Origin of the sequence: Rosenbergiella sp. YN46 (genome assembly GCF_036620675.1) — a bacterium.
In the GTDB taxonomy this organism is placed as follows: domain Bacteria; phylum Pseudomonadota; class Gammaproteobacteria; order Enterobacterales; family Enterobacteriaceae; genus Jejubacter.
Map to the genome: position 1 here is coordinate 70,322 of NZ_JAZHEE010000010.1, position 17,710 is coordinate 88,031.

Annotated in this window: 13 protein-coding genes; 11 read left to right on the plus strand and 2 right to left on the minus strand. The window is 58.1% G+C overall.

Features of this window, described 5'->3' with window-relative positions:
* Positions 1-8 precede the first annotated feature (8 nt).
* From rlmD to eno, 5 genes are all read left to right on the plus strand, one after another.
* Positions 9-1,301 carry a 23S rRNA (uracil(1939)-C(5))-methyltransferase RlmD gene (gene rlmD / locus V3W49_RS10195; RefSeq protein WP_500145240.1) on the plus strand — a complete coding sequence of 431 codons (1,293 nt, stop codon included), beginning with the start codon at positions 9-11 and terminating at the stop codon, positions 1,299-1,301.
* Positions 1,302-1,363: 62 nt separating this feature from the next.
* Positions 1,364-3,601, plus strand: coding sequence for a GTP diphosphokinase (gene relA, locus V3W49_RS10200; RefSeq protein ID WP_500145241.1), 2,238 nt, complete (start codon positions 1,364-1,366; stop codon positions 3,599-3,601).
* 104 nt (positions 3,602-3,705) lie between these two features.
* Positions 3,706-4,497 (plus strand): nucleoside triphosphate pyrophosphohydrolase, encoded by a 792-nt coding sequence (mazG, locus tag V3W49_RS10205; RefSeq protein ID WP_500145242.1) that lies wholly within the window; start codon positions 3,706-3,708, stop codon positions 4,495-4,497.
* Between the two features lie 225 nt (positions 4,498-4,722).
* Positions 4,723-6,360 carry a glutamine hydrolyzing CTP synthase gene (gene pyrG / locus V3W49_RS10210; protein WP_500145243.1) on the plus strand — a complete coding sequence of 546 codons (1,638 nt, stop codon included), beginning with the start codon at positions 4,723-4,725 and terminating at the stop codon, positions 6,358-6,360.
* A 104-nt stretch (positions 6,361-6,464) separates the two neighbouring features.
* A complete protein-coding gene (gene eno / locus V3W49_RS10215; protein ID WP_500145244.1) occupies positions 6,465-7,763 on the plus strand; it encodes a phosphopyruvate hydratase in 1,299 nt (432 codons plus the stop codon).
* A 784-nt stretch (positions 7,764-8,547) separates the two neighbouring features.
* On the opposite strand, the gene V3W49_RS10220 is transcribed toward eno, so the two are convergent.
* On the minus strand, positions 8,548-9,372 hold the full coding sequence (locus tag V3W49_RS10220) for a MurR/RpiR family transcriptional regulator (RefSeq protein ID WP_500145245.1): 825 nt from the start codon (positions 9,370-9,372) through the stop codon (positions 8,548-8,550).
* Between the two features lie 167 nt (positions 9,373-9,539).
* Here V3W49_RS10220 and V3W49_RS10225 point away from each other — a divergent pair, with 167 nt between their 5' ends.
* From V3W49_RS10225 to queE, 3 genes are read left to right on the plus strand one after another with little or no spacing between them, the layout of a single operon-like run.
* Positions 9,540-11,093: a PTS transporter subunit EIIC gene (locus V3W49_RS10225; protein ID WP_500145246.1), complete on the plus strand. Its 1,554-nt coding sequence runs from the start codon at positions 9,540-9,542 to the stop codon at positions 11,091-11,093.
* Positions 11,093-11,791 (plus strand): N-acetylmannosamine-6-phosphate 2-epimerase, encoded by a 699-nt coding sequence (locus V3W49_RS10230; protein WP_500145247.1) that lies wholly within the window; start codon positions 11,093-11,095, stop codon positions 11,789-11,791. Before V3W49_RS10225 ends, V3W49_RS10230 begins: the two co-directional genes overlap by 1 nt.
* Before the next feature lie 59 nt (positions 11,792-11,850).
* Positions 11,851-12,522 (plus strand): 7-carboxy-7-deazaguanine synthase QueE, encoded by a 672-nt coding sequence (gene queE, locus V3W49_RS10235; protein ID WP_500145248.1) that lies wholly within the window; start codon positions 11,851-11,853, stop codon positions 12,520-12,522.
* A 99-nt stretch (positions 12,523-12,621) separates the two neighbouring features.
* Here the strand turns inward: queE and queD are convergent, their stop codons facing one another.
* Entirely contained in the window at positions 12,622-12,984 is a 363-nt protein-coding gene (gene queD / locus V3W49_RS10240; protein WP_500145249.1) for a 6-carboxytetrahydropterin synthase QueD, read from the minus strand.
* 362 nt (positions 12,985-13,346) lie between these two features.
* Here queD and cysJ point away from each other — a divergent pair, with 362 nt between their 5' ends.
* The 3 genes from cysJ to cysH all read left to right on the plus strand — a co-directional run bounded on the left by cysJ (position 13,347) and on the right by cysH (position 17,680).
* Positions 13,347-15,143, plus strand: coding sequence for an NADPH-dependent assimilatory sulfite reductase flavoprotein subunit (cysJ, locus tag V3W49_RS10245; RefSeq protein ID WP_500145250.1), 1,797 nt, complete (start codon positions 13,347-13,349; stop codon positions 15,141-15,143).
* On the plus strand, positions 15,143-16,855 hold the full coding sequence (gene cysI, locus V3W49_RS10250; RefSeq protein WP_500145251.1) for an assimilatory sulfite reductase (NADPH) hemoprotein subunit: 1,713 nt from the start codon (positions 15,143-15,145) through the stop codon (positions 16,853-16,855). The genes cysJ and cysI overlap by 1 nt, the downstream gene beginning before the upstream one ends.
* Before the next feature lie 90 nt (positions 16,856-16,945).
* Complete coding sequence (gene cysH, locus V3W49_RS10255; RefSeq protein WP_500145252.1) at positions 16,946-17,680, plus strand: phosphoadenosine phosphosulfate reductase; 735 nt, start codon at positions 16,946-16,948, stop codon at positions 17,678-17,680.
* Positions 17,681-17,710 lie beyond the last annotated feature (30 nt).

Here is a 17,710-nt window from a genome sequence, read left to right on the forward strand (position 1 = left end):
CACTCGTAATGGCGCAATTCTACTCTGCAAAGCGACGCGTGACGACGCGTAAGATCATAACCGTGGATGTTAATGCCCTGGATTCTTTCGGCCAGGGCGTGGCGCGCCACCAGGGGAAGACGTTATTTATCAGCGGCGCCCTGCCAGGAGAGCGTGTAGAGGCCGAGCTTCGTGAGGAGAAGCGCAATTATAGCCACGGTCAGGTTAAGCGGCGAATGAACTCAAGCCCCGACCGGGCGACGCCGCGCTGCCCGCATTTTGGCGTCTGCGGCGGCTGCCAGCAGCAGCACGCCAGCATCGCCCTACAGCAGCGCAGTAAGGCTGCCGCGCTGGGGCGTATGATGAAGCGCGACGTTGATGAAATTATTAGCGGCGAGCCCTGGGGCTACCGGCGTCGGGCGCGCCTTGGCCTGAAATATTCGGCGCAGGGGCTGCAGATGGGCTTTCGTCAGGCGGCGTCCGACAAACTGGTAGACATCCGCCAGTGCCCCGTTCTGGCGCCCCAGCTTGAGGCGCTGCTGGAGCCACTGCACGTTTGCTTATCCGGGTTGCAGGGGGTAAGCAAGCTGGGGCATGCCGAGCTGGTGCTGGCGGATAACGGCCCGTTGCTGGTTTTACGCCATCTGGCGCCGCTTAGCGCGGCGGACAGGAAAAATCTGGAATGCTTTTCGCATTCACAGAATCTTGCCCTGTTTCTGGCGGGGCAGAATGATATCCTGGAACAGCTGTGCGGTGAGGCCCCCTGGTATCAGTCTGACGGTCTACGCTTAATGTTCAGTCCGCGTGACTTCATCCAGGTGAACGACGGCGTCAATCAGCAGATGGTGGCGCGAGCCATTGAGTGGCTCACACTGTCCGGTAGCGACCGGGTGCTCGATCTGTTCTGTGGCATGGGCAATTTTACCCTACCGATGGCGCTGCGCGCAGGTCAGGTAGTGGGCGTGGAAGGCGTTCCGGCGTTGGTGGAAAAAGGCCGTGAGAACGCCGCTTATAATCATTTAAACAACGTAACATTCTGGCACGAAAACCTGGAGCAGGATGTTACCCGGCAGCCCTGGGCTGCCGACGGCGTGGATAAAATTCTGCTCGATCCGGCCCGGGCTGGCGCCGCGGGCGTCATCGCGCAGATTGGCCGCCTCGCTCCCGAGCGGGTGGTTTATGTTTCCTGTAATCCCAGCACCCTGATGCGCGACGGCGCGGCGCTGTGCGAGACCGGTTATCGTCTCACCAGGCTTGCGATGCTGGATATGTTTCCCCATACGGGGCACCTGGAGTCAATGGCGCTATTTGAACGACGTTAAACGTCTGCGTTATGCAAGGCCGCGTTATGGCGGTAGCCCTTCGGGCGCAAAAGGAGAGGATAATGGTTGCGGTAAGAAGTGCACATCTCAATAAAGCTGGCGAATTCGCCCCGGATAAATGGGTAGCGAGTCTGGGAATCAGCCCGCAGTCTTGTGAGCACCTGGCCGAAACCTGGCATTATTGTGAGCGGCAAACCCAGGGGCACCCTCAGGCGGAGCTGCTGCTGTGGCGCGGCGTGGAGATGGTTGAGATCCTCTCCACGCTGAGCATGGATATCGATACCCTGCGGGCCGCGCTGCTGTTCCCGCTGGCCGACAGCGGAGCGGTGACGGAAGAGGTACTGCTGGAAAGTATGGGCCAGCAGGTGGTGCATCTGATTCACGGCGTGCGCGATATGGACGCCATTCGACAGTTGAAAGCCACCCATACCGATGACGCTATTTCGTCCGAGCAGGTGGATAATGTGCGGCGTATGCTGCTGGCGATGGTGGATGATTTCCGCTGTGTGGTGATCAAGCTGGCGGAGCGTATCGCCCATCTGCGTGAAGTGAAGGATGCGCCGGAAGACGAACGGGTTCTGGCGGCTAAAGAGTGCACCAATATCTATGCGCCGCTGGCTAACCGGCTGGGCATCGGCCAGCTTAAGTGGGAGCTGGAGGACTACTGCTTCCGCTATCTGCACCCGGCAGAATACAAAAGCATCGCGAAGCTGCTGCACGAGCGGCGCATCGACCGCGAACGCTATATCGACGAATTTGTAACCCGCCTGCGGGAAACCATCAAGCAGGAAGGGGTCAAGGCCGAAGTGTACGGTCGCCCCAAGCATATCTACAGTATCTGGCGCAAGATGCAGAAAAAACGTCTGGCGTTCGACGAGCTGTTCGACGTGCGGGCGGTGCGTATCGTGGCCGATCGCTTACAGGACTGCTATGCGGCGCTGGGTATCGTCCACACGCTGTGGCGCCATCTGCCTGATGAATTCGACGACTATGTCGCTAACCCGAAGCCGAACGGCTATCAGTCGATCCATACGGTGGTGCTGGGGCCGGAAGGCAAAACGGTGGAAATTCAGATCCGCACCCGTCAGATGCACGAAGAGGCGGAACTGGGGGTGGCGGCCCACTGGAAATACAAAGAGGGGGCCGTCAGCGGTGGGCGTTCCGGCTATGAGGATCGCATTGCGTGGCTGCGTAAGCTGATTGCCTGGCAGGAAGAGATGTCCGACTCCGGCGAAATGCTGGACGAAGTCCGTAGCCAGGTCTTCGATGACCGGGTGTATGTCTTTACCCCGAAAGGCGATGTGGTTGACCTGCCGGCTGGCTCTACGCCGCTCGACTTCGCTTACCACATCCACAGCGATGTGGGGCACCGCTGCATAGGCGCCAAAATCGGCGGGCGTATCGTTCCCTTTACCTATCAGCTACAGATGGGCGATCAGGTAGAGATTATCACCCAGAAGCAGCCCAACCCGAGCCGCGACTGGCTGAACCCGAATCTGGGGTATGTCACGACCAGCCGCGGCCGTTCCAAGATCCACGCCTGGTTCCGTAAGCAGGATCGTGACAAAAATATCCTGGCCGGTCGTCAGATTCTGGATGATGAACTGACCCATCTGGGCATTGGGCTGCGCGAGGCGGAAAAACTGCTGCTGCCGCGCTACAACTTTAACGAGCTCGATGAGCTGCTGGCGGCTATCGGCGGCGGTGACATCCGCCTTAACCAGATGGTGAACTTCCTGCAGGCGCAGTTTAATCAGCCGAGCGCCGAAGAGCAGGATGCCGAGGCCCTGCGTCAGCTGCAGCAGAAGAGCTATGCGCCTCATGGCCAGAACCGGCGCCGGGACGACGGCCGGGTGGTAGTGGAAGGGGTGGGCAATCTGATGCACCACATTGCCCGTTGCTGCCAGCCGATTCCGGGTGATGAGATCGTCGGCTTTATTACCCAGGGGCGTGGTATTTCCATCCATCGCGCGGATTGCGACCAGTTGACCGAACTGCGGGCTCACGCGCCGGAACGCATCGTTGATGCGGTATGGGGGGAAAGCTACTCCGCAGGCTATTCGCTGGTGGTACGGGTTACCGCCAACGATCGCAGTGGGCTGTTGCGCGATATCACCACCATTCTGGCTAACGAGAAGGTGAACGTGTTGGGGGTGACCAGCCGTAGCGATACCAAACAGCAGTTGGCGACCATCGATATGAATATCGAAATCTATAACCTGCAGGTGTTAGGACGGGTTCTGGCCCGGCTTAACCAGCTACCGGACGTGATCGACGCCCGACGCCTGCACGGCGGATAACATAATACTTTTCCCTCCCCGGAGGCTGACGCCCCGTAATATTTCCCCCTCTCCCTTTGGGAGAGGGCCGGGGTGAGGGGATATATTTCTTACAAGGACACCCGATGACGCAAATCGACCGACTACTCAACATTATGCAGCGCCTGCGCGACCCGGAAACCGGCTGTCCGTGGGATAAAGTCCAGACCTTCACTTCTATCGCCCCCTACACTCTGGAAGAGACTTACGAGGTGCTGGACGCTATCCAGCGTGAGGATTTTGACGCTCTGCGCGGCGAACTTGGCGATCTGCTGTTTCAGGTGGTGTTTTACGCCCGAATGGCCAGCGAACAGGAGCTTTTCGACTTTGAGGATATCTGCGCCGCCATCAGCGATAAGCTGGAGCGCCGTCACCCCCATATCTTTGGCGACAAGGCGTTGAACGACAGCGCGGCCATCGCTCACAACTGGGAGCAGACCAAGCGCGAAGAGCGGGCGCAGAAGGCGCAGCATTCGGCGCTGGACGACGTGCCGGAAACCTTGCCGGCGCTGATGCGCGCCCATAAAATTCAGAAACGGGTCGCTGCCGTGGGCTTTGACTGGGACACCCTGGGGCCGGTGGTCGATAAGGTGCATGAAGAGCTGGATGAAGTGATGCACGAAGCGCAGCAGGCGGTGGTGGATCCGGCGAAGCTGGAAGAGGAGATCGGCGATCTGCTGTTCGCGACGGTGAATCTTTCCCGCCATCTTGGCGCCAAAGCCGAGATGGCGCTGGCCCAGGCTAACCGCAAATTCGAGCGCCGCTTTCGTCAGGTGGAGCAGATAATTGCTGAGCAGGGGCTGGAGATGCACAAAGCGACACTTTCCCAAATGGAAGCGGCCTGGCAGCAGGTTAAACGTCAGGAATATGATATTTAACGACTTTTTTTACCAGGAGCCCGTCTGGCGAAAATTTTAATTAACAAGCTATTGATTTACATCAAAAACATTTCCTGCCCGGTCGCTATTTTCTATGCCCTGCGGCGGCCGGATGAATGGCTGGAGCCTGGAGAAGGAATGTTTGTGGGACCCATACGAATCGGGTATACTACTTTCCCGTCCTGGTTATTCCATCGTCTTTAAACCTAACTTCTCAGGTTCAGCATGACAACGAACTATATTTTTGTGACCGGCGGGGTCGTATCCTCTCTGGGTAAAGGCATTGCCGCAGCCTCCCTCGCAGCCATTCTTGAAGCCCGTGGCCTTAACGTGACCATCATGAAACTGGATCCCTATATCAATATCGATCCAGGCACCATGAGCCCGATTCAACACGGGGAAGTGTTCGTGACTGAAGACGGCGCCGAAACCGATCTGGACCTGGGGCACTATGAGCGCTTCATCCGTACCCGAATGACGCGCCGCAACAACTTCACCACAGGTCGAATCTATTCCGATGTGCTGCGTAAAGAGCGTCGCGGCGATTATCTGGGCGCCACCGTTCAGGTTATTCCCCATATCACCAATGCCATCAAAGAGCGCATCATCGAAGGCGGCGAAGGCCACGATGTGGTGCTGGTTGAGATCGGCGGAACCGTAGGTGATATCGAATCCCTGCCATTCCTGGAAGCGATTCGTCAGATGGCGGTAGAAGTGGGCCGCGAGCACACGCTCTATATGCACCTGACCCTGGTGCCTTACATGGCCGCCGCAGGAGAAGTGAAAACCAAGCCGACTCAGCACTCGGTCAAAGAGCTGCTCTCTATCGGTATCCAGCCGGATATGCTGATCTGCCGTTCCGACCGCGCTATTCCGGCCAATGAACGCGCTAAAATCGCGCTGTTCTGTAACGTGCCGGAGAAGGCGGTTATCTCTCTGAAAGACGTCGATTCCATTTATAAAATCCCTGGCCTGTTGAAATCCCAGGGCCTGGACGATTATATTTGTAAACGATTCAGCATCGATTGTCCGGAAGCCGATCTCGCCGAATGGGAGCAGGTGCTGTACGAAGAAGCCAATCCGTCGGGCGAAGTCACTATCGGAATGGTGGGTAAGTACATCGAGCTGCCGGATGCCTATAAGTCGGTTATCGAAGCGCTGAAACATGGCGGGCTGAAGAATCGTCTGACGGTGAATATCAAGCTTATCGATTCTCAGGATGTTGAGACCCGCGGCGTAGAGATTCTGAAAGACCTGGACGCGATTCTGATTCCGGGCGGTTTTGGATACCGCGGCGTGGAAGGCAAGATCGCCACCGCGCGCTATGCGCGCGAGCATAAAATTCCGTACCTAGGCATTTGCCTGGGTATGCAGGTAGCGTTGATTGATTACGCCCGTAACGTAGCGGGTATGGAAAACGCCAACTCCACCGAATTTGTGCCAGACTGTAAGTACCCGGTCGTGGCGCTGATCACCGAGTGGCGTGATGAGAACGGTAACGTGGAAGTCCGCTCCGAGAAGAGCGATCTGGGAGGCACCATGCGCCTTGGCGCGCAGCAGTGCCAGCTTACTGATGACAGCCTGGTGCGCCAGCTGTACGGTGAGCCGACCATCGTTGAGCGCCACCGTCACCGTTATGAAGTCAACAACATGCTGTTGAAGCAGATTGAAGCAGCCGGCCTGCGTGTGGCAGGCCGTTCCGGGGACGATCAGTTAGTCGAGATCGTCGAGGTGCCGGATCATCCGTGGTTCGTGGCCTGTCAGTTCCACCCGGAATTTACTTCCACCCCGCGCGACGGGCACCCGCTGTTTAGCGGCTTTGTGAAAGCAGCCGGCGAGTACCAAAAGCGCCAGGAGAAGTAACCGTAATTGATGGCAGCGCGGCATTGCCGATTTCCATACCGGAAAGGAAATACGCGCTGCTGGTTCGGATTTTTTAGTTTAACCAGTGACTTGAGGAAAACCTAATGTCCAAAATCGTTAAGGTCATCGGCCGCGAAATCATCGACTCTCGCGGTAACCCGACTGTTGAAGCCGAAGTTCATCTGGAAGGCGGTTTCGTTGGTATGGCTGCTGCCCCGTCGGGTGCTTCTACCGGTTCCCGCGAAGCGCTGGAACTGCGCGATGGCGACAAATCCCGTTTCCTGGGCAAAGGCGTAACCAAAGCCGTTGCCGCAGTTAACGGTCCGATCGCTCAGGCTGTGCTTGGCAAAGACGCTAAAGACCAGGCTGGCATCGATAAAATCATGATCGATCTGGACGGCACTGATAACAAATCTCAGTTCGGTGCGAACGCTATTCTGGCCGTTTCCCTGGCTAACGCTAAAGCCGCAGCAGCCTCTAAAGGCATGCCGCTGTATGAGCACATCGCTGAGCTGAACGGCACTCCGGGTAAATACTCCATGCCGGTACCGATGATGAACATCATCAACGGCGGTGAGCACGCGGATAACAACGTCGACATCCAGGAGTTCATGATCCAGCCGGTTGGCGCTAAGACCGTTAAAGAAGCTATCCGTATGGGCTCCGAAGTGTTCCATCACCTGGCCAAAGTTCTGAAAGGTAAGGGTATGAACACCGCCGTGGGCGACGAAGGCGGCTACGCGCCGAACCTGGGCTCCAACGCTGAAGCGCTGGCTGTTATCGCTGAAGCGGTTAAAGCGGCTGGCTACGAGCTGGGTAAAGACATCACCCTGGCGATGGACTGCGCAGCGTCTGAATTCTACAAAGACGGCAAATACGTTCTGGCTGGCGAAGGCAACAAAGCGTTCTCTTCTGAAGAGTTCACTCACTTCCTGTCCGATCTGACCAAACAGTACCCGATCGTCTCCATTGAAGATGGTCTGGACGAGTCTGACTGGGACGGTTTTGCCTACCAGACCAAAGTGCTGGGCGACAAAATCCAGCTGGTTGGCGACGATCTGTTCGTGACCAACACCAGGATCCTGAAAGAAGGTATCGAGAAAGGCATCGCTAACTCCATCCTGATCAAGTTCAACCAGATCGGTTCTCTGACCGAAACCCTGGCGGCTATCAAGATGGCCAAAGACGCTGGCTACACTGCCGTTATCTCTCACCGTTCCGGTGAAACTGAAGATGCGACCATCGCAGATCTCGCGGTAGGTACTGCGGCTGGCCAGATCAAGACTGGTTCCATGAGCCGTTCTGATCGCGTTGCTAAGTACAACCAGCTGATTCGTATCGAAGAAGCGCTGGGCGAAAAAGCGCCGTACAACGGTCGTAAAGAGATCAAAGGCCAGGCGTAATCGTCTGCAATAATTAATCTCTGAAGGCCCCGGCAGGAAACTGCCGGGGCTTTTTTTATGGCTTGTTGCGGATTAGCGAGGAGTGTTCGAAAACGGATGGAATATGAACACGTTGGAGAAAGTTCCGTTCACTTTTAGTAAGTGCTTCTCTGTTAATTCGGAACACGTGAATGGGCCAGGGGGGCTCAGTCGCCACCCCCCTGGCGACCCGGGCTCCCCGGCGGTAAAAAACGCCGCTGACGCGGTTCCCTGCGCTAATTCCCGTCGGGCTTATCGGCACGGGCGAGAGTCGCCGTCCCTGGCGACCTCGCCCTGTCATGACTTCCCTGTCACTCCTCCGGCCCTCCGTGAACGCTTCGGCATTTTTTAAGCCGGGACATAACCCCCTCATCGCTTCAGTCGGGTTGCCTGAATGTGACTAGCGCTATCCCTTTCTGTAAATACAAGGGCAGAAGAGTAAAGATGGTGACACTCCCGACCTAAAAATCGCCGGAGCGTTCGCGGTTGCCAGGGTCAGCCAGACAGGGCGTCTGGCTGAGGGTATACGGCACACGGACGTGCCGTTATACCCGACCCGTCCGGCGGACGGGAATTAGCGGAGGGCACCCGAAGGGCGATTTTTACGTCGGAAAGCCGGGTTGTCAGGGGCGGCATTTGAGCCCCTGACACGTTCACCGGCGCCGGTATTCACATATTAAAAATCACCCTAAGGTGAACGGAATCTTCTCCGACACATCATATTCATTCAAAATCAGGCTCACGCTAATATGCGATGCCCGCCGCTTTACAGCAGCAGTGGCAGCGTTGCGCTGGCCGTTTGCTGGCTGAGCTCGGCATAGTGCTCATCAATGGCGATAAGGGACATCGCCAGCAGTTCTACCAGCAGCATTACGCTGATTTTGGCGTTCAACGCGCCGCCGCTTAGCGGACTTTCTGGCTTGGCCGCCACCAGCAGAATATCGCTTAACGACGCCAGCGGGCTGGAAGGGGTGTTACTGAGCGCCAGCACCTTCACGCCGCGCTTGCGGGCCAGCTTCACCACGTGCAGCAGATCGCGGGTGGATCCCGAACTGGAGATCGCCACTGCTAAGTCTTCCTGGTTGAGCGTTGCCGCGCTCATCGCCGCGCGATGCATATCGCTGTACTGTTGCGCGCTTTTGCCGAAGCGCAGCAGCTTATACTGAAGATAATCTCCGGGGATAGCGCTTGCCGCAACGCCGTATATCTGCACCGAACGCGCCTGATGCAGCGCCTGCGCCGCCGCTTTCAGCATCTGGCGATCCAGTAGTTTCGCCGTATCCTGTAGCGCCTGTACTGACTCTTCCACCACTCGATCTATCGCATCTCCCGCCTGGCGCGGTGTGGTCTGGTGCTGAATATCCAACGCCAGCGCCATTTTAAATTCGTTATAGCCTTTGCATCCCAGCGTCCGGCACAGCCGGGTGACGCTTGCTTCGCTGGTTTCGCTTTCCCGCGCCAGCTCGGTAATGGTCAGGTAGAGCACGCTGGCGGGGGCGTTTAACACGAACTCTCCCAGCTTCTGCTGGGTTGGGCTGTATCCGGATACGCTCTGCCGCAGCCTGAGCAGCAGGTTTTCATGTTGTGACATGCAAGTTCCTTAATGCGTTTTGCTACCGGTTAGTGTGGCGGAAAGCGGGGCGCTGACGCCAGTCATTTTAAAAAAGTATGATCCGTCTCCCGACTTTTGGTGGTAATTTTCAGTTAATTATTTTTATGTGGTAATAATTTTCACCTTGCTCAGCAGGGAGAAACCTTATGTCTCTATTCAGCGGCGCCTCATCGGGAGGCTGGTTCGAAAAAGCGCAGCGCTTTGGCAAATCCTTTATGTTGCCGATTGCCGTGCTACCGGCGGCGGGGCTGCTGTTGGGGATTGGCGGCGCGCTCTCTAACCCCAACACCATCACGGCGTATCCTTTCCTGAACGTCGACTGGCTGCAGGCGATATTCACCATTATGAGCAGCGCTGGCGCCATCGTGTTTGCCAATCTGTCGGTGCTGTTTGCGGTGGGCGTAGCGGTGGGGCTTGCGAAGAGCGATAAAGGCACCGCCGGGCTATCGGCGCTGCTGGCGTTTCTGGTGATGAACGCCACTATTAATGCCCTGCTGATTCTGACCGGCACCCTGGCGCAGGATAACCCTGGCGCGGTAGGGCAGGGAATGACGCTGGGCATTCAGACTCTGGAAACCGGCGTCTTTGGCGGGGTGGTTATCGGCCTGGTGACCTGTATGCTGCATCATCGCTTTCGCAATATTGCGCTGCCGCAGTTTCTGGGCTTTTTCGGCGGTTCGCGCTTCGTCCCCATCGTCAGCTCTCTGGCCGCCATTGTGGTGGGGGCCCTGATGACCGTTATCTGGCCCCATTTTCAGGCGCTGATTTTCGGGCTGGGCGGGCTGGTGGATGCCACCGGTTATCTGGGTACCTTCCTGTATGGCTTTATTCTGCGCATGCTGGGCCCCTTCGGTCTGCATCATATCTTCTATTTGCCCTTCTGGACTACGGCTCTGGGCGGCAGCGAGATAATTAACGGCCAACTGGTGGAAGGCACGCAGCGCATCTTCTTTGCCCAACTGGGCGATCCCGCGACTCAGCAGTTTTATGTCGGGACTTCGCGTTTTATGTCCGGGCGTTTTATCACCATGATGTTCGGGCTGCTGGGAGCCTGCCTTGCGATGTACCACACGGCGAAACCCGAAAATAAAAAGCGTGTGGCCGGTCTGTTGCTTTCGGCGGCGCTGACCTCATTCCTGACCGGCATTACCGAGCCTGTCGAGTTCTCGTTCCTGTTTGTGGCCCCGGCGCTTTACGTTATCCATGCCCTGTTCGATGGCCTGGCCTTTATGCTGGCCCATATTCTGCACATCACCATCGGCCAGACGTTCTCCGGCGGTTTTATCGACTTCATGCTGTTCGGCGTGCTGCAGGGCGAGGCGAAAACCCACTGGATGTACGTGCCCTTGGTCGGTGTTCCCTGGTTCTTCCTCTACTACTTTATCTTCCGCTTCGCCATTGTCCGTTTCGGTTTCGCCACCCCGGGCAGGGAGAAAGAGGGCGTGGATCAGAGTGAGTTCGTCCGGGGCGAACGGGCTCAGGCCATTGTGACCGGACTGGGGGGGAGGGATAACCTGGAAGAGGTGGACTGCTGCGCTACTCGCTTACGCGTGACGGTAAAGGATGCAGCCAAAGTGGACGAGGCGGCGCTAAAAGCGACCGGCGCCCACGGTGTGATTTTGCGCGGCAACGGCGTGCAGGTGGTCTATGGCCCGCACGTCACCATTATCAGAAATGAAGTAGAAGAGATTTTAGCCTGATGAATACGTTACTGAACGGCCTGAATGGCCAGCTGATTGTCTCCTGCCAGGCGCTGGAAGACGAGCCGTTACATAGTCCCTTTATTATGTCGCGTATGGCGCTGGCGGCAGAGCAGGGAGGAGCCGCCGGAATTCGCGCCAACAGTGTGGCGGATATTGCGGCCATCCGCCAGCAGGTGGCGCTGCCGGTTATTGGCATCATCAAGCGTGATTACCCCGGAAGCGAGGTGTTTATCACCGCGACCCTGAGAGAGGTGGATGAACTGATGACGGTAGCGCCGGAAATCATCGCGCTGGATGCCACCGCCCGCCCGCGCCCCGGCGGTCAGAGCCTGGCGACGCTGGTAGCGCAGATTCGCCAGCGCTACCCCGGGCAACTGTTGATGGCAGATGTTTCCACCCTGGATGAAGCGAAAACCGCCGAAGCGCTCGGCTTCGACTGCGTTGGCCCCACGCTTTATGGCTACACGGAAGAGACCAAAGGCCACAAACTGCCAGAGCAGGATTGCCGTTTTCTGGCTGAACTGGTTGCTGCGGTGACCATTCCGGTGATTGCCGAAGGCAATGTGGAAACCCCGGAGCTGGCCGCCCGCTGCCTGGCGCTGGGCGCCCATGCCGTGGTGGTTGGCGGCGCCATTACCCGCCCGCAGCAGATTACCAAACGTTTTGCCGCAGCCATAAGCGCACACTGTCCGTGAATGACCCGGAGCCGAGAATTTGCGATAATCGGCGTTTCCTTCACGCGACAGAGATGATTATGCAGTACCCGATTAACGAGATGTTCCAGACGCTCCAGGGCGAAGGCTACTTTACCGGCGTGCCGGCTATCTTTATCCGGCTACAGGGATGCCCGGTCGGCTGCCCGTGGTGCGATACCAAACATACGTGGGAAAAGCTCGCCGATCGGGAAGTGTCGATGTTCAGCATTATGGCCAAAACCCGCGAGAGCGACAAATGGGGGGCGGCTGGCGTTGAGGATCTGCTGGCGATTATTCAGCGCCAGGGTTACAGCGCGCGCCACGTGGTGATCACCGGCGGTGAACCCTGTATCCACGATCTGACCGCTCTGACCGAAGGGCTGGAAAGCCAGGGATTCCGCTGCCAGATAGAGACCAGCGGCACTCACGAAGTACGCTGCACGCCGGACACCTGGGTGACGGTATCGCCAAAGGTGAATATGCGCGGCGGTTATGATGTGCTGTCGCAGGCGCTCCAGCGCGCCGATGAGATCAAACACCCGGTCGGACGGGTACGTGACATTGAAGCGCTCGACGAACTGCTGGAGACGCTGGACGATGAAAAGGCGCGCATCATCGCGCTACAGCCCATCAGCCAGAAAGAAGAGGCGACCCGCCTGTGCATCGAAACCTGCATCGCCCGCAACTGGCGGCTGTCGATGCAGACACATAAGTATCTGAATATCGCCTGATTCAGGTTTAAATAGATCTGAGCACCCTCTTCCCTTTGGAGATAAGGATTGTGTGGGAGCCCTTTTTCCCCCTCTCCCCTTTGGGGAGAGGGCCGGCGATTACTCGCCCCGGTAGACGCAACCCGCCGTGCAGGTCTCTTTTACCTGAACCGCGCTCAGCAGCGGCAGTTGCGGCTTAATCTGCTGCCAGATCCAGCGGGCCAGCACTTCGCTGGTGGGATTTTCCAGCCCCGGAATATCGTTAAGATAGTGGTGATCCAGGCGCTCCCAGGTGGGCTTAAACGCCGCTTTCAGCTCGGCAAAGTCGATGACCCAACCAGTATGGGGATCCACTTCGCCGGTCACTTCCAGGCGCACCATAAAGGAGTGGCCATGCAGGCGCCCGCACTTGTGGCCTTCCGGCACGTGGGGCAGCCGGTGTGCGGCTTCGAAGGTGAACTCTTTAAACAGGGTGGTTGACATGTGCAGGCCTCGGTGTGACAAAAAACCGCCGCATAGTACCGGAAATGATTTTTTTTGGCATTAACTAAAACCCGCTTTGCGCAAGTTTCGCCCTTTTCAGGTGATGAAACTTATGTTTAACATATAAATCAATTGGTTAACAAATCTGTTTTTACGTTAATCAATAACATAAAAAGCGGTTAGGCGATTTGGTTATTAATTATTTCCATCCCTTCTTTAATTGTTATTACCCCCGCCGTTAACCTTACTTTCACTTCTGTTTTCGCCCGCAGGGGCCAGGACACCTGATGCGCCGTTTGGTCGCACTAATCTGGCATTCCGGGGCGGGTGAACGCTTTTAGCATACTGGAACATAACGACGCATGACGACTCAGGCTCCTCCCACTTCGCTGCTTCCGTTAACGCCGGAACAGCTGGCGCGCCTCCAGGCGGCGACCACGGACTTCTCTCCCACCCAGCTGGCATGGCTTTCCGGCTACTTCTGGGGGATGGTAAATCAACAGCCTGGCGCAACCGTTGGGGGGGCTCCAGCACCGCAAGCGGCGGCGATCACCCTGATTTCGGCTTCCCAGACCGGTAACGCCCGGCGGGTGGCCGAGCAGCTGCGCGACGACCTGCTGGCGGCGAAGCTGAACGTCAACCTGGTCAACGCCGGCGACTATAAATTCAAACAGATAGCCCAGGAAAAACTGCTGGTGCTGGTTGCCTCCACTCAGGGGGAAGGGGAGCCGCCGGAAGAGGCGGTCGCGCTGCATAAGTATCTGTTTTCGAAGAAGGCGCCGAAGCTGACGGACACCGCCTTCGCGGTATTTGGCCTGGGGGATACCTCCTATGAGTTCTTCTGCCAGTCGGGTAAGGATTTCGACGCCCGCCTGGCGGAGCTGGGCGCGGAACGGCTGCTGGATCGCGTGGATGCCGACGTAGAGTTTCAGGCGGCGGCGGAAAACTGGCGCCAGCGTATTACCGAAATCCTGAAGGCGAAAGCGCCTCAGGGAGCCCCGGCTCCTGGCGCCGTTGCCGGTGCGGTGAGTGAAATTGTCACCACGCCATGGACTAAAGAGGCGCCGTTTGCGGCATCGCTTGCCGTGAACCAGAAAATTACGGGGCGCGGCTCTGATAAAGACGTGCGCCACCTGGAGATCGATCTTGGCGATTCCGGCCTGCGCTATCAACCGGGAGACGCGCTGGGCGTCTGGTATCAGAACGACCCGGCGCTGGTGCAGGAGCTCCTCGAGCTGCTGTGGCTGAAGGGCGATGAGATCGTTGAGGTGAACGGTGAATCTCTGGCGCTCAGCGAAGCGCTACAGTGGCATTTCGAGCTGACGGTGAATACCGCGGGCATCGTAGAAAAATACGCCACCCTGACCCGTAATGACGCGCTGCTGGAGCTGGTGGGCGATCGCGATAAGCTGCACCACTATGCGGCTACCACGCCGATAGTCGATATGGCGCGCTTCGCTCCGGCCCAACTGGAGGCTCAGCAGCTTATCGGGTTACTGCGCCCGCTGACGCCGCGCCTGTACTCCATAGCTTCGTCCCAGGCCGAGGTGGAAAACGAAGTGCATATCACCGTTGGCGTGGTGCGCTACGAGGTTGAAGGGCGTGCCCGTAGCGGCGGCGCTTCCGGCTTCCTGGCCGACCGGGTGGAAGAAGATGGCGAAGTGCGGGTGTTTATCGAACACAACGACAATTTCCGCCTGCCCGCGAATCCGGAAACGCCGGTCATTATGATTGGCCCCGGCACCGGTATCGCACCGTTCCGCGCCTTTATGCAGGAGCGCGATGCCCAGGGGGCAACCGGCAAAAACTGGCTGCTGTTCGGTAATCCGCATTTTACCGAGGATTTCCTCTATCAGGTGGAGTGGCAGCGCTATGTGAAAGAAGGTTTGCTGACCCGTATTGACCTTGCCTGGTCCCGCGACCAGCAAGAGAAGATTTACGTACAGGATAAACTGCGCGAACAGAGCGCAGAGCTGTGGCGCTGGATTAACGACGGCGCCCATATTTACGTCTGCGGCGACGCCAATCGCATGGCGAAAGACGTTGAGCAGGCGCTTCTGGAAGTGATTGCCGAACAGGGGAGCATGGACCTGGAAGCGGCGGATGAATATTTAAGTGAGCTGCGCGTAGAGCGCCGTTATCAGCGAGACGTTTACTAATGAGCGAAAAACATCCCGGGCCCTTGGTGGTCGAAGGTAAACTGGCCGATGCCGAGCGCATGAAGCTTGAGAGCAACTTCCTGCGCGGCACTATTGCCGAAGATTTAAACGACGGCCTGACCGGCGGATTTAAGGGCGACAACTTTCTGCTGATCCGCTTTCACGGCATGTATCAGCAGGACGATCGCGACATTCGCGCCGAACGCGCCGAACAGAAACTGGAGCCGCGCCACGCCATGCTGCTGCGCTGCCGCCTGCCGGGCGGCATTATGACTACGAAGCAGTGGCTGGCCATCGACAAATTCGCCGGCGAAAAAACGCTGTATGGCAGCATTCGTCTGACCAACCGCCAGACCTTCCAGTTTCACGGCATTCTGAAGAAGAACGTGAAACCGGTGCACCAGATGCTGCACGAGGTGGGGCTGGACGCGCTGGCGACCGCCAACGACATGAACCGTAACGTGCTGTGCACCTCTAACCCGATTGAGTCGCAGCTGCACGCCGAGGCTTACGAGTGGGCGAAGAAGCTCTCTGAGCACCTGCTGCCGCGCACCCGGGCCTATGCCGAAATCTGGCTGGACCAGGAAAAAGTGGCCACCACCGATGAAGAGCCGATCCTCGGGCCGACCTATCTGCCGCGTAAATTTAAAACCACGGTGGTGGTGCCGCCGCAGAACGATGTGGATCTGCACGCCAACGATATGAACTTTGTGGCCATTGCCGAAAACGGCAGGCTGGTGGGCTTTAACCTGCTGGTGGGCGGCGGTCTTTCCATCGAGCACGGCAACAAGAAAACCTATGCCCGTACCGCCAGCGAGTTCGGCTATATTCCGCTGGAGCACACCCTGGCGGTGGCGGAAGCGGTGGTCACCACCCAGCGCGACTGGGGCAACCGTACCGACCGTAAAAACGCCAAGACCAAATACACCCTTGAGCGCGTAGGCGTGGACACCTTTAAGGCTGAAGTGGAGCGCCGGGCAGGTATTACGTTTGAGCCGATCCGCCCTTATGAATTCACCGGTCGCGGCGATCGTATCGGCTGGGTGAAGGGGATCGACGATAAGTGGCATCTGACGCTGTTTATCGAAAACGGCCGTATCCTGGACTATCCGGGGCGCCCGCTGAAGACCGGGCTGCGTAAGATTGCTGAAATCCACAAGGGCGATCTGCGCCTGACCGCCAACCAGAACCTGATCATCGCCGGGGTGCCGGAAAGCGATAAAGCTTCTATCGAAGCGCTGGCCCGGGAGCATGGCCTGATGGCGGCGACGTCCCGCCAGCGGGAAAACTCGATGGCCTGCGTCTCTTTCCCGACCTGCCCGCTGGCGATGGCGGAAGCCGAGCGTTTCCTGCCCGGCTTTGTTGATAAGGTGGAAGGGCTGATGGCGGCTCACGGCGTGGCGGACGAGCATATCGTTCTGCGCGTAACCGGCTGCCCCAACGGCTGCGGCCGCGCCATGCTGGCGGAAGTGGGGCTGGTGGGCAAAGCGCCCGGGCGCTATAACCTGCACCTTGGGGGCAACCGCATCGGCACCCGCATTCCGCGGATGTTCCGGGAAAACATCACCGAGCCGGAGATCCTCAGCATTCTTGATGAACTGGTAGGGCGCTGGGCCAAAGAGCGTGAAGCGGGCGAAGGCTTCGGCGACTTCACCGTGCGTACCGGCATTGTGCGGCCGGTTCTCGATCCGGCGCGCGATTTCTGGGAATAAACGATAACCTCTGGCCCTCTCTCTTACCTGCCCCCTCTCCCTTCAGGAGAGGGCCGGGGTGAGGGGAAGGGGGCAGAGGAGGGGGAAACGATGTCCATACTTGATCTCACGGCGCTAAACGCCTTACCGAAAGCGCAGCGCGACCAGGCGCTGGCCGACACCAATGCCCAACTGGAGGCGCTAAGCGCTCAGGATCGCGTGGCATGGGCGCTGGAAAACCTGCCCGGCGAATTTGTGCTGTCGTCGAGCTTCGGCATTCAGGCGGCGGTTTGTCTGCATCTGGTGACCCGGCAGCGGCCCGATATCCCGGTGATCCTGACCGATACCGGCTACCTGTTTCCAGAAACCTATCGCTTTATCGATGAACTGACCGAAAAGTTAAAGCTGAACCTGAAGGTGTTTCGGGCCAGTGAAAGCCCCGCCTGGCAGGAAGCGCGCTACGGCAAGCTGTGGGAGCAGGGCGTGGAAGGCATCGAGCGCTACAACCAGATCAACAAAGTGGAGCCGATGAACCGGGCGCTGGAAAGCCTGGAGGCACAAACCTGGTTCGCCGGCCTGCGCCGCGAGCAGTCTGACAGCCGCGCCAGCCTGCCGGTGCTGGGCGTCCAGCGTGGGGTATTTAAGATCCTGCCGATTATCGACTGGGATAACCGCACGGTGTACCAGTACCTGAAGCAGCATGACCTGAAATACCACCCGCTGTGGGACGAAGGCTATCTGTCGGTGGGGGATACCCACACCACCCGCAAGTGGGAGCCAGGCATGGCGGAAGAGGAGACCCGCTTCTTTGGCCTTAAGCGCGAGTGCGGGCTGCATGAGGGGTAGTGTGCTCCCCACGTGAGTGGGGAGCCCTAC

Bases quoted from the DNA above. Each gene is read 5' to 3' on its own strand.
- rlmD (WP_500145240.1), top strand. From the start codon at position 9: ATGGCGCAATTCTACTCTGCAAAGCGACGCGTGACGACGCGTAAGATC.
- relA (WP_500145241.1), top strand. From the start codon at position 1,364: ATGGTTGCGGTAAGAAGTGCACATCTCAATAAAGCTGGCGAATTCGCC.
- mazG (WP_500145242.1), top strand. From the start codon at position 3,706: ATGACGCAAATCGACCGACTACTCAACATTATGCAGCGCCTGCGCGAC.
- pyrG (WP_500145243.1), top strand. From the start codon at position 4,723: ATGACAACGAACTATATTTTTGTGACCGGCGGGGTCGTATCCTCTCTG.
- eno (WP_500145244.1), top strand. From the start codon at position 6,465: ATGTCCAAAATCGTTAAGGTCATCGGCCGCGAAATCATCGACTCTCGC.
- V3W49_RS10220 (WP_500145245.1), bottom strand. From the start codon at position 9,372: ATGTCACAACATGAAAACCTGCTGCTCAGGCTGCGGCAGAGCGTATCC.
- V3W49_RS10225 (WP_500145246.1), top strand. From the start codon at position 9,540: ATGTCTCTATTCAGCGGCGCCTCATCGGGAGGCTGGTTCGAAAAAGCG.
- V3W49_RS10230 (WP_500145247.1), top strand. From the start codon at position 11,093: ATGAATACGTTACTGAACGGCCTGAATGGCCAGCTGATTGTCTCCTGC.
- queE (WP_500145248.1), top strand. From the start codon at position 11,851: ATGCAGTACCCGATTAACGAGATGTTCCAGACGCTCCAGGGCGAAGGC.
- queD (WP_500145249.1), bottom strand. From the start codon at position 12,984: ATGTCAACCACCCTGTTTAAAGAGTTCACCTTCGAAGCCGCACACCGG.
- cysJ (WP_500145250.1), top strand. From the start codon at position 13,347: ATGACGACTCAGGCTCCTCCCACTTCGCTGCTTCCGTTAACGCCGGAA.
- cysI (WP_500145251.1), top strand. From the start codon at position 15,143: ATGAGCGAAAAACATCCCGGGCCCTTGGTGGTCGAAGGTAAACTGGCC.
- cysH (WP_500145252.1), top strand. From the start codon at position 16,946: ATGTCCATACTTGATCTCACGGCGCTAAACGCCTTACCGAAAGCGCAG.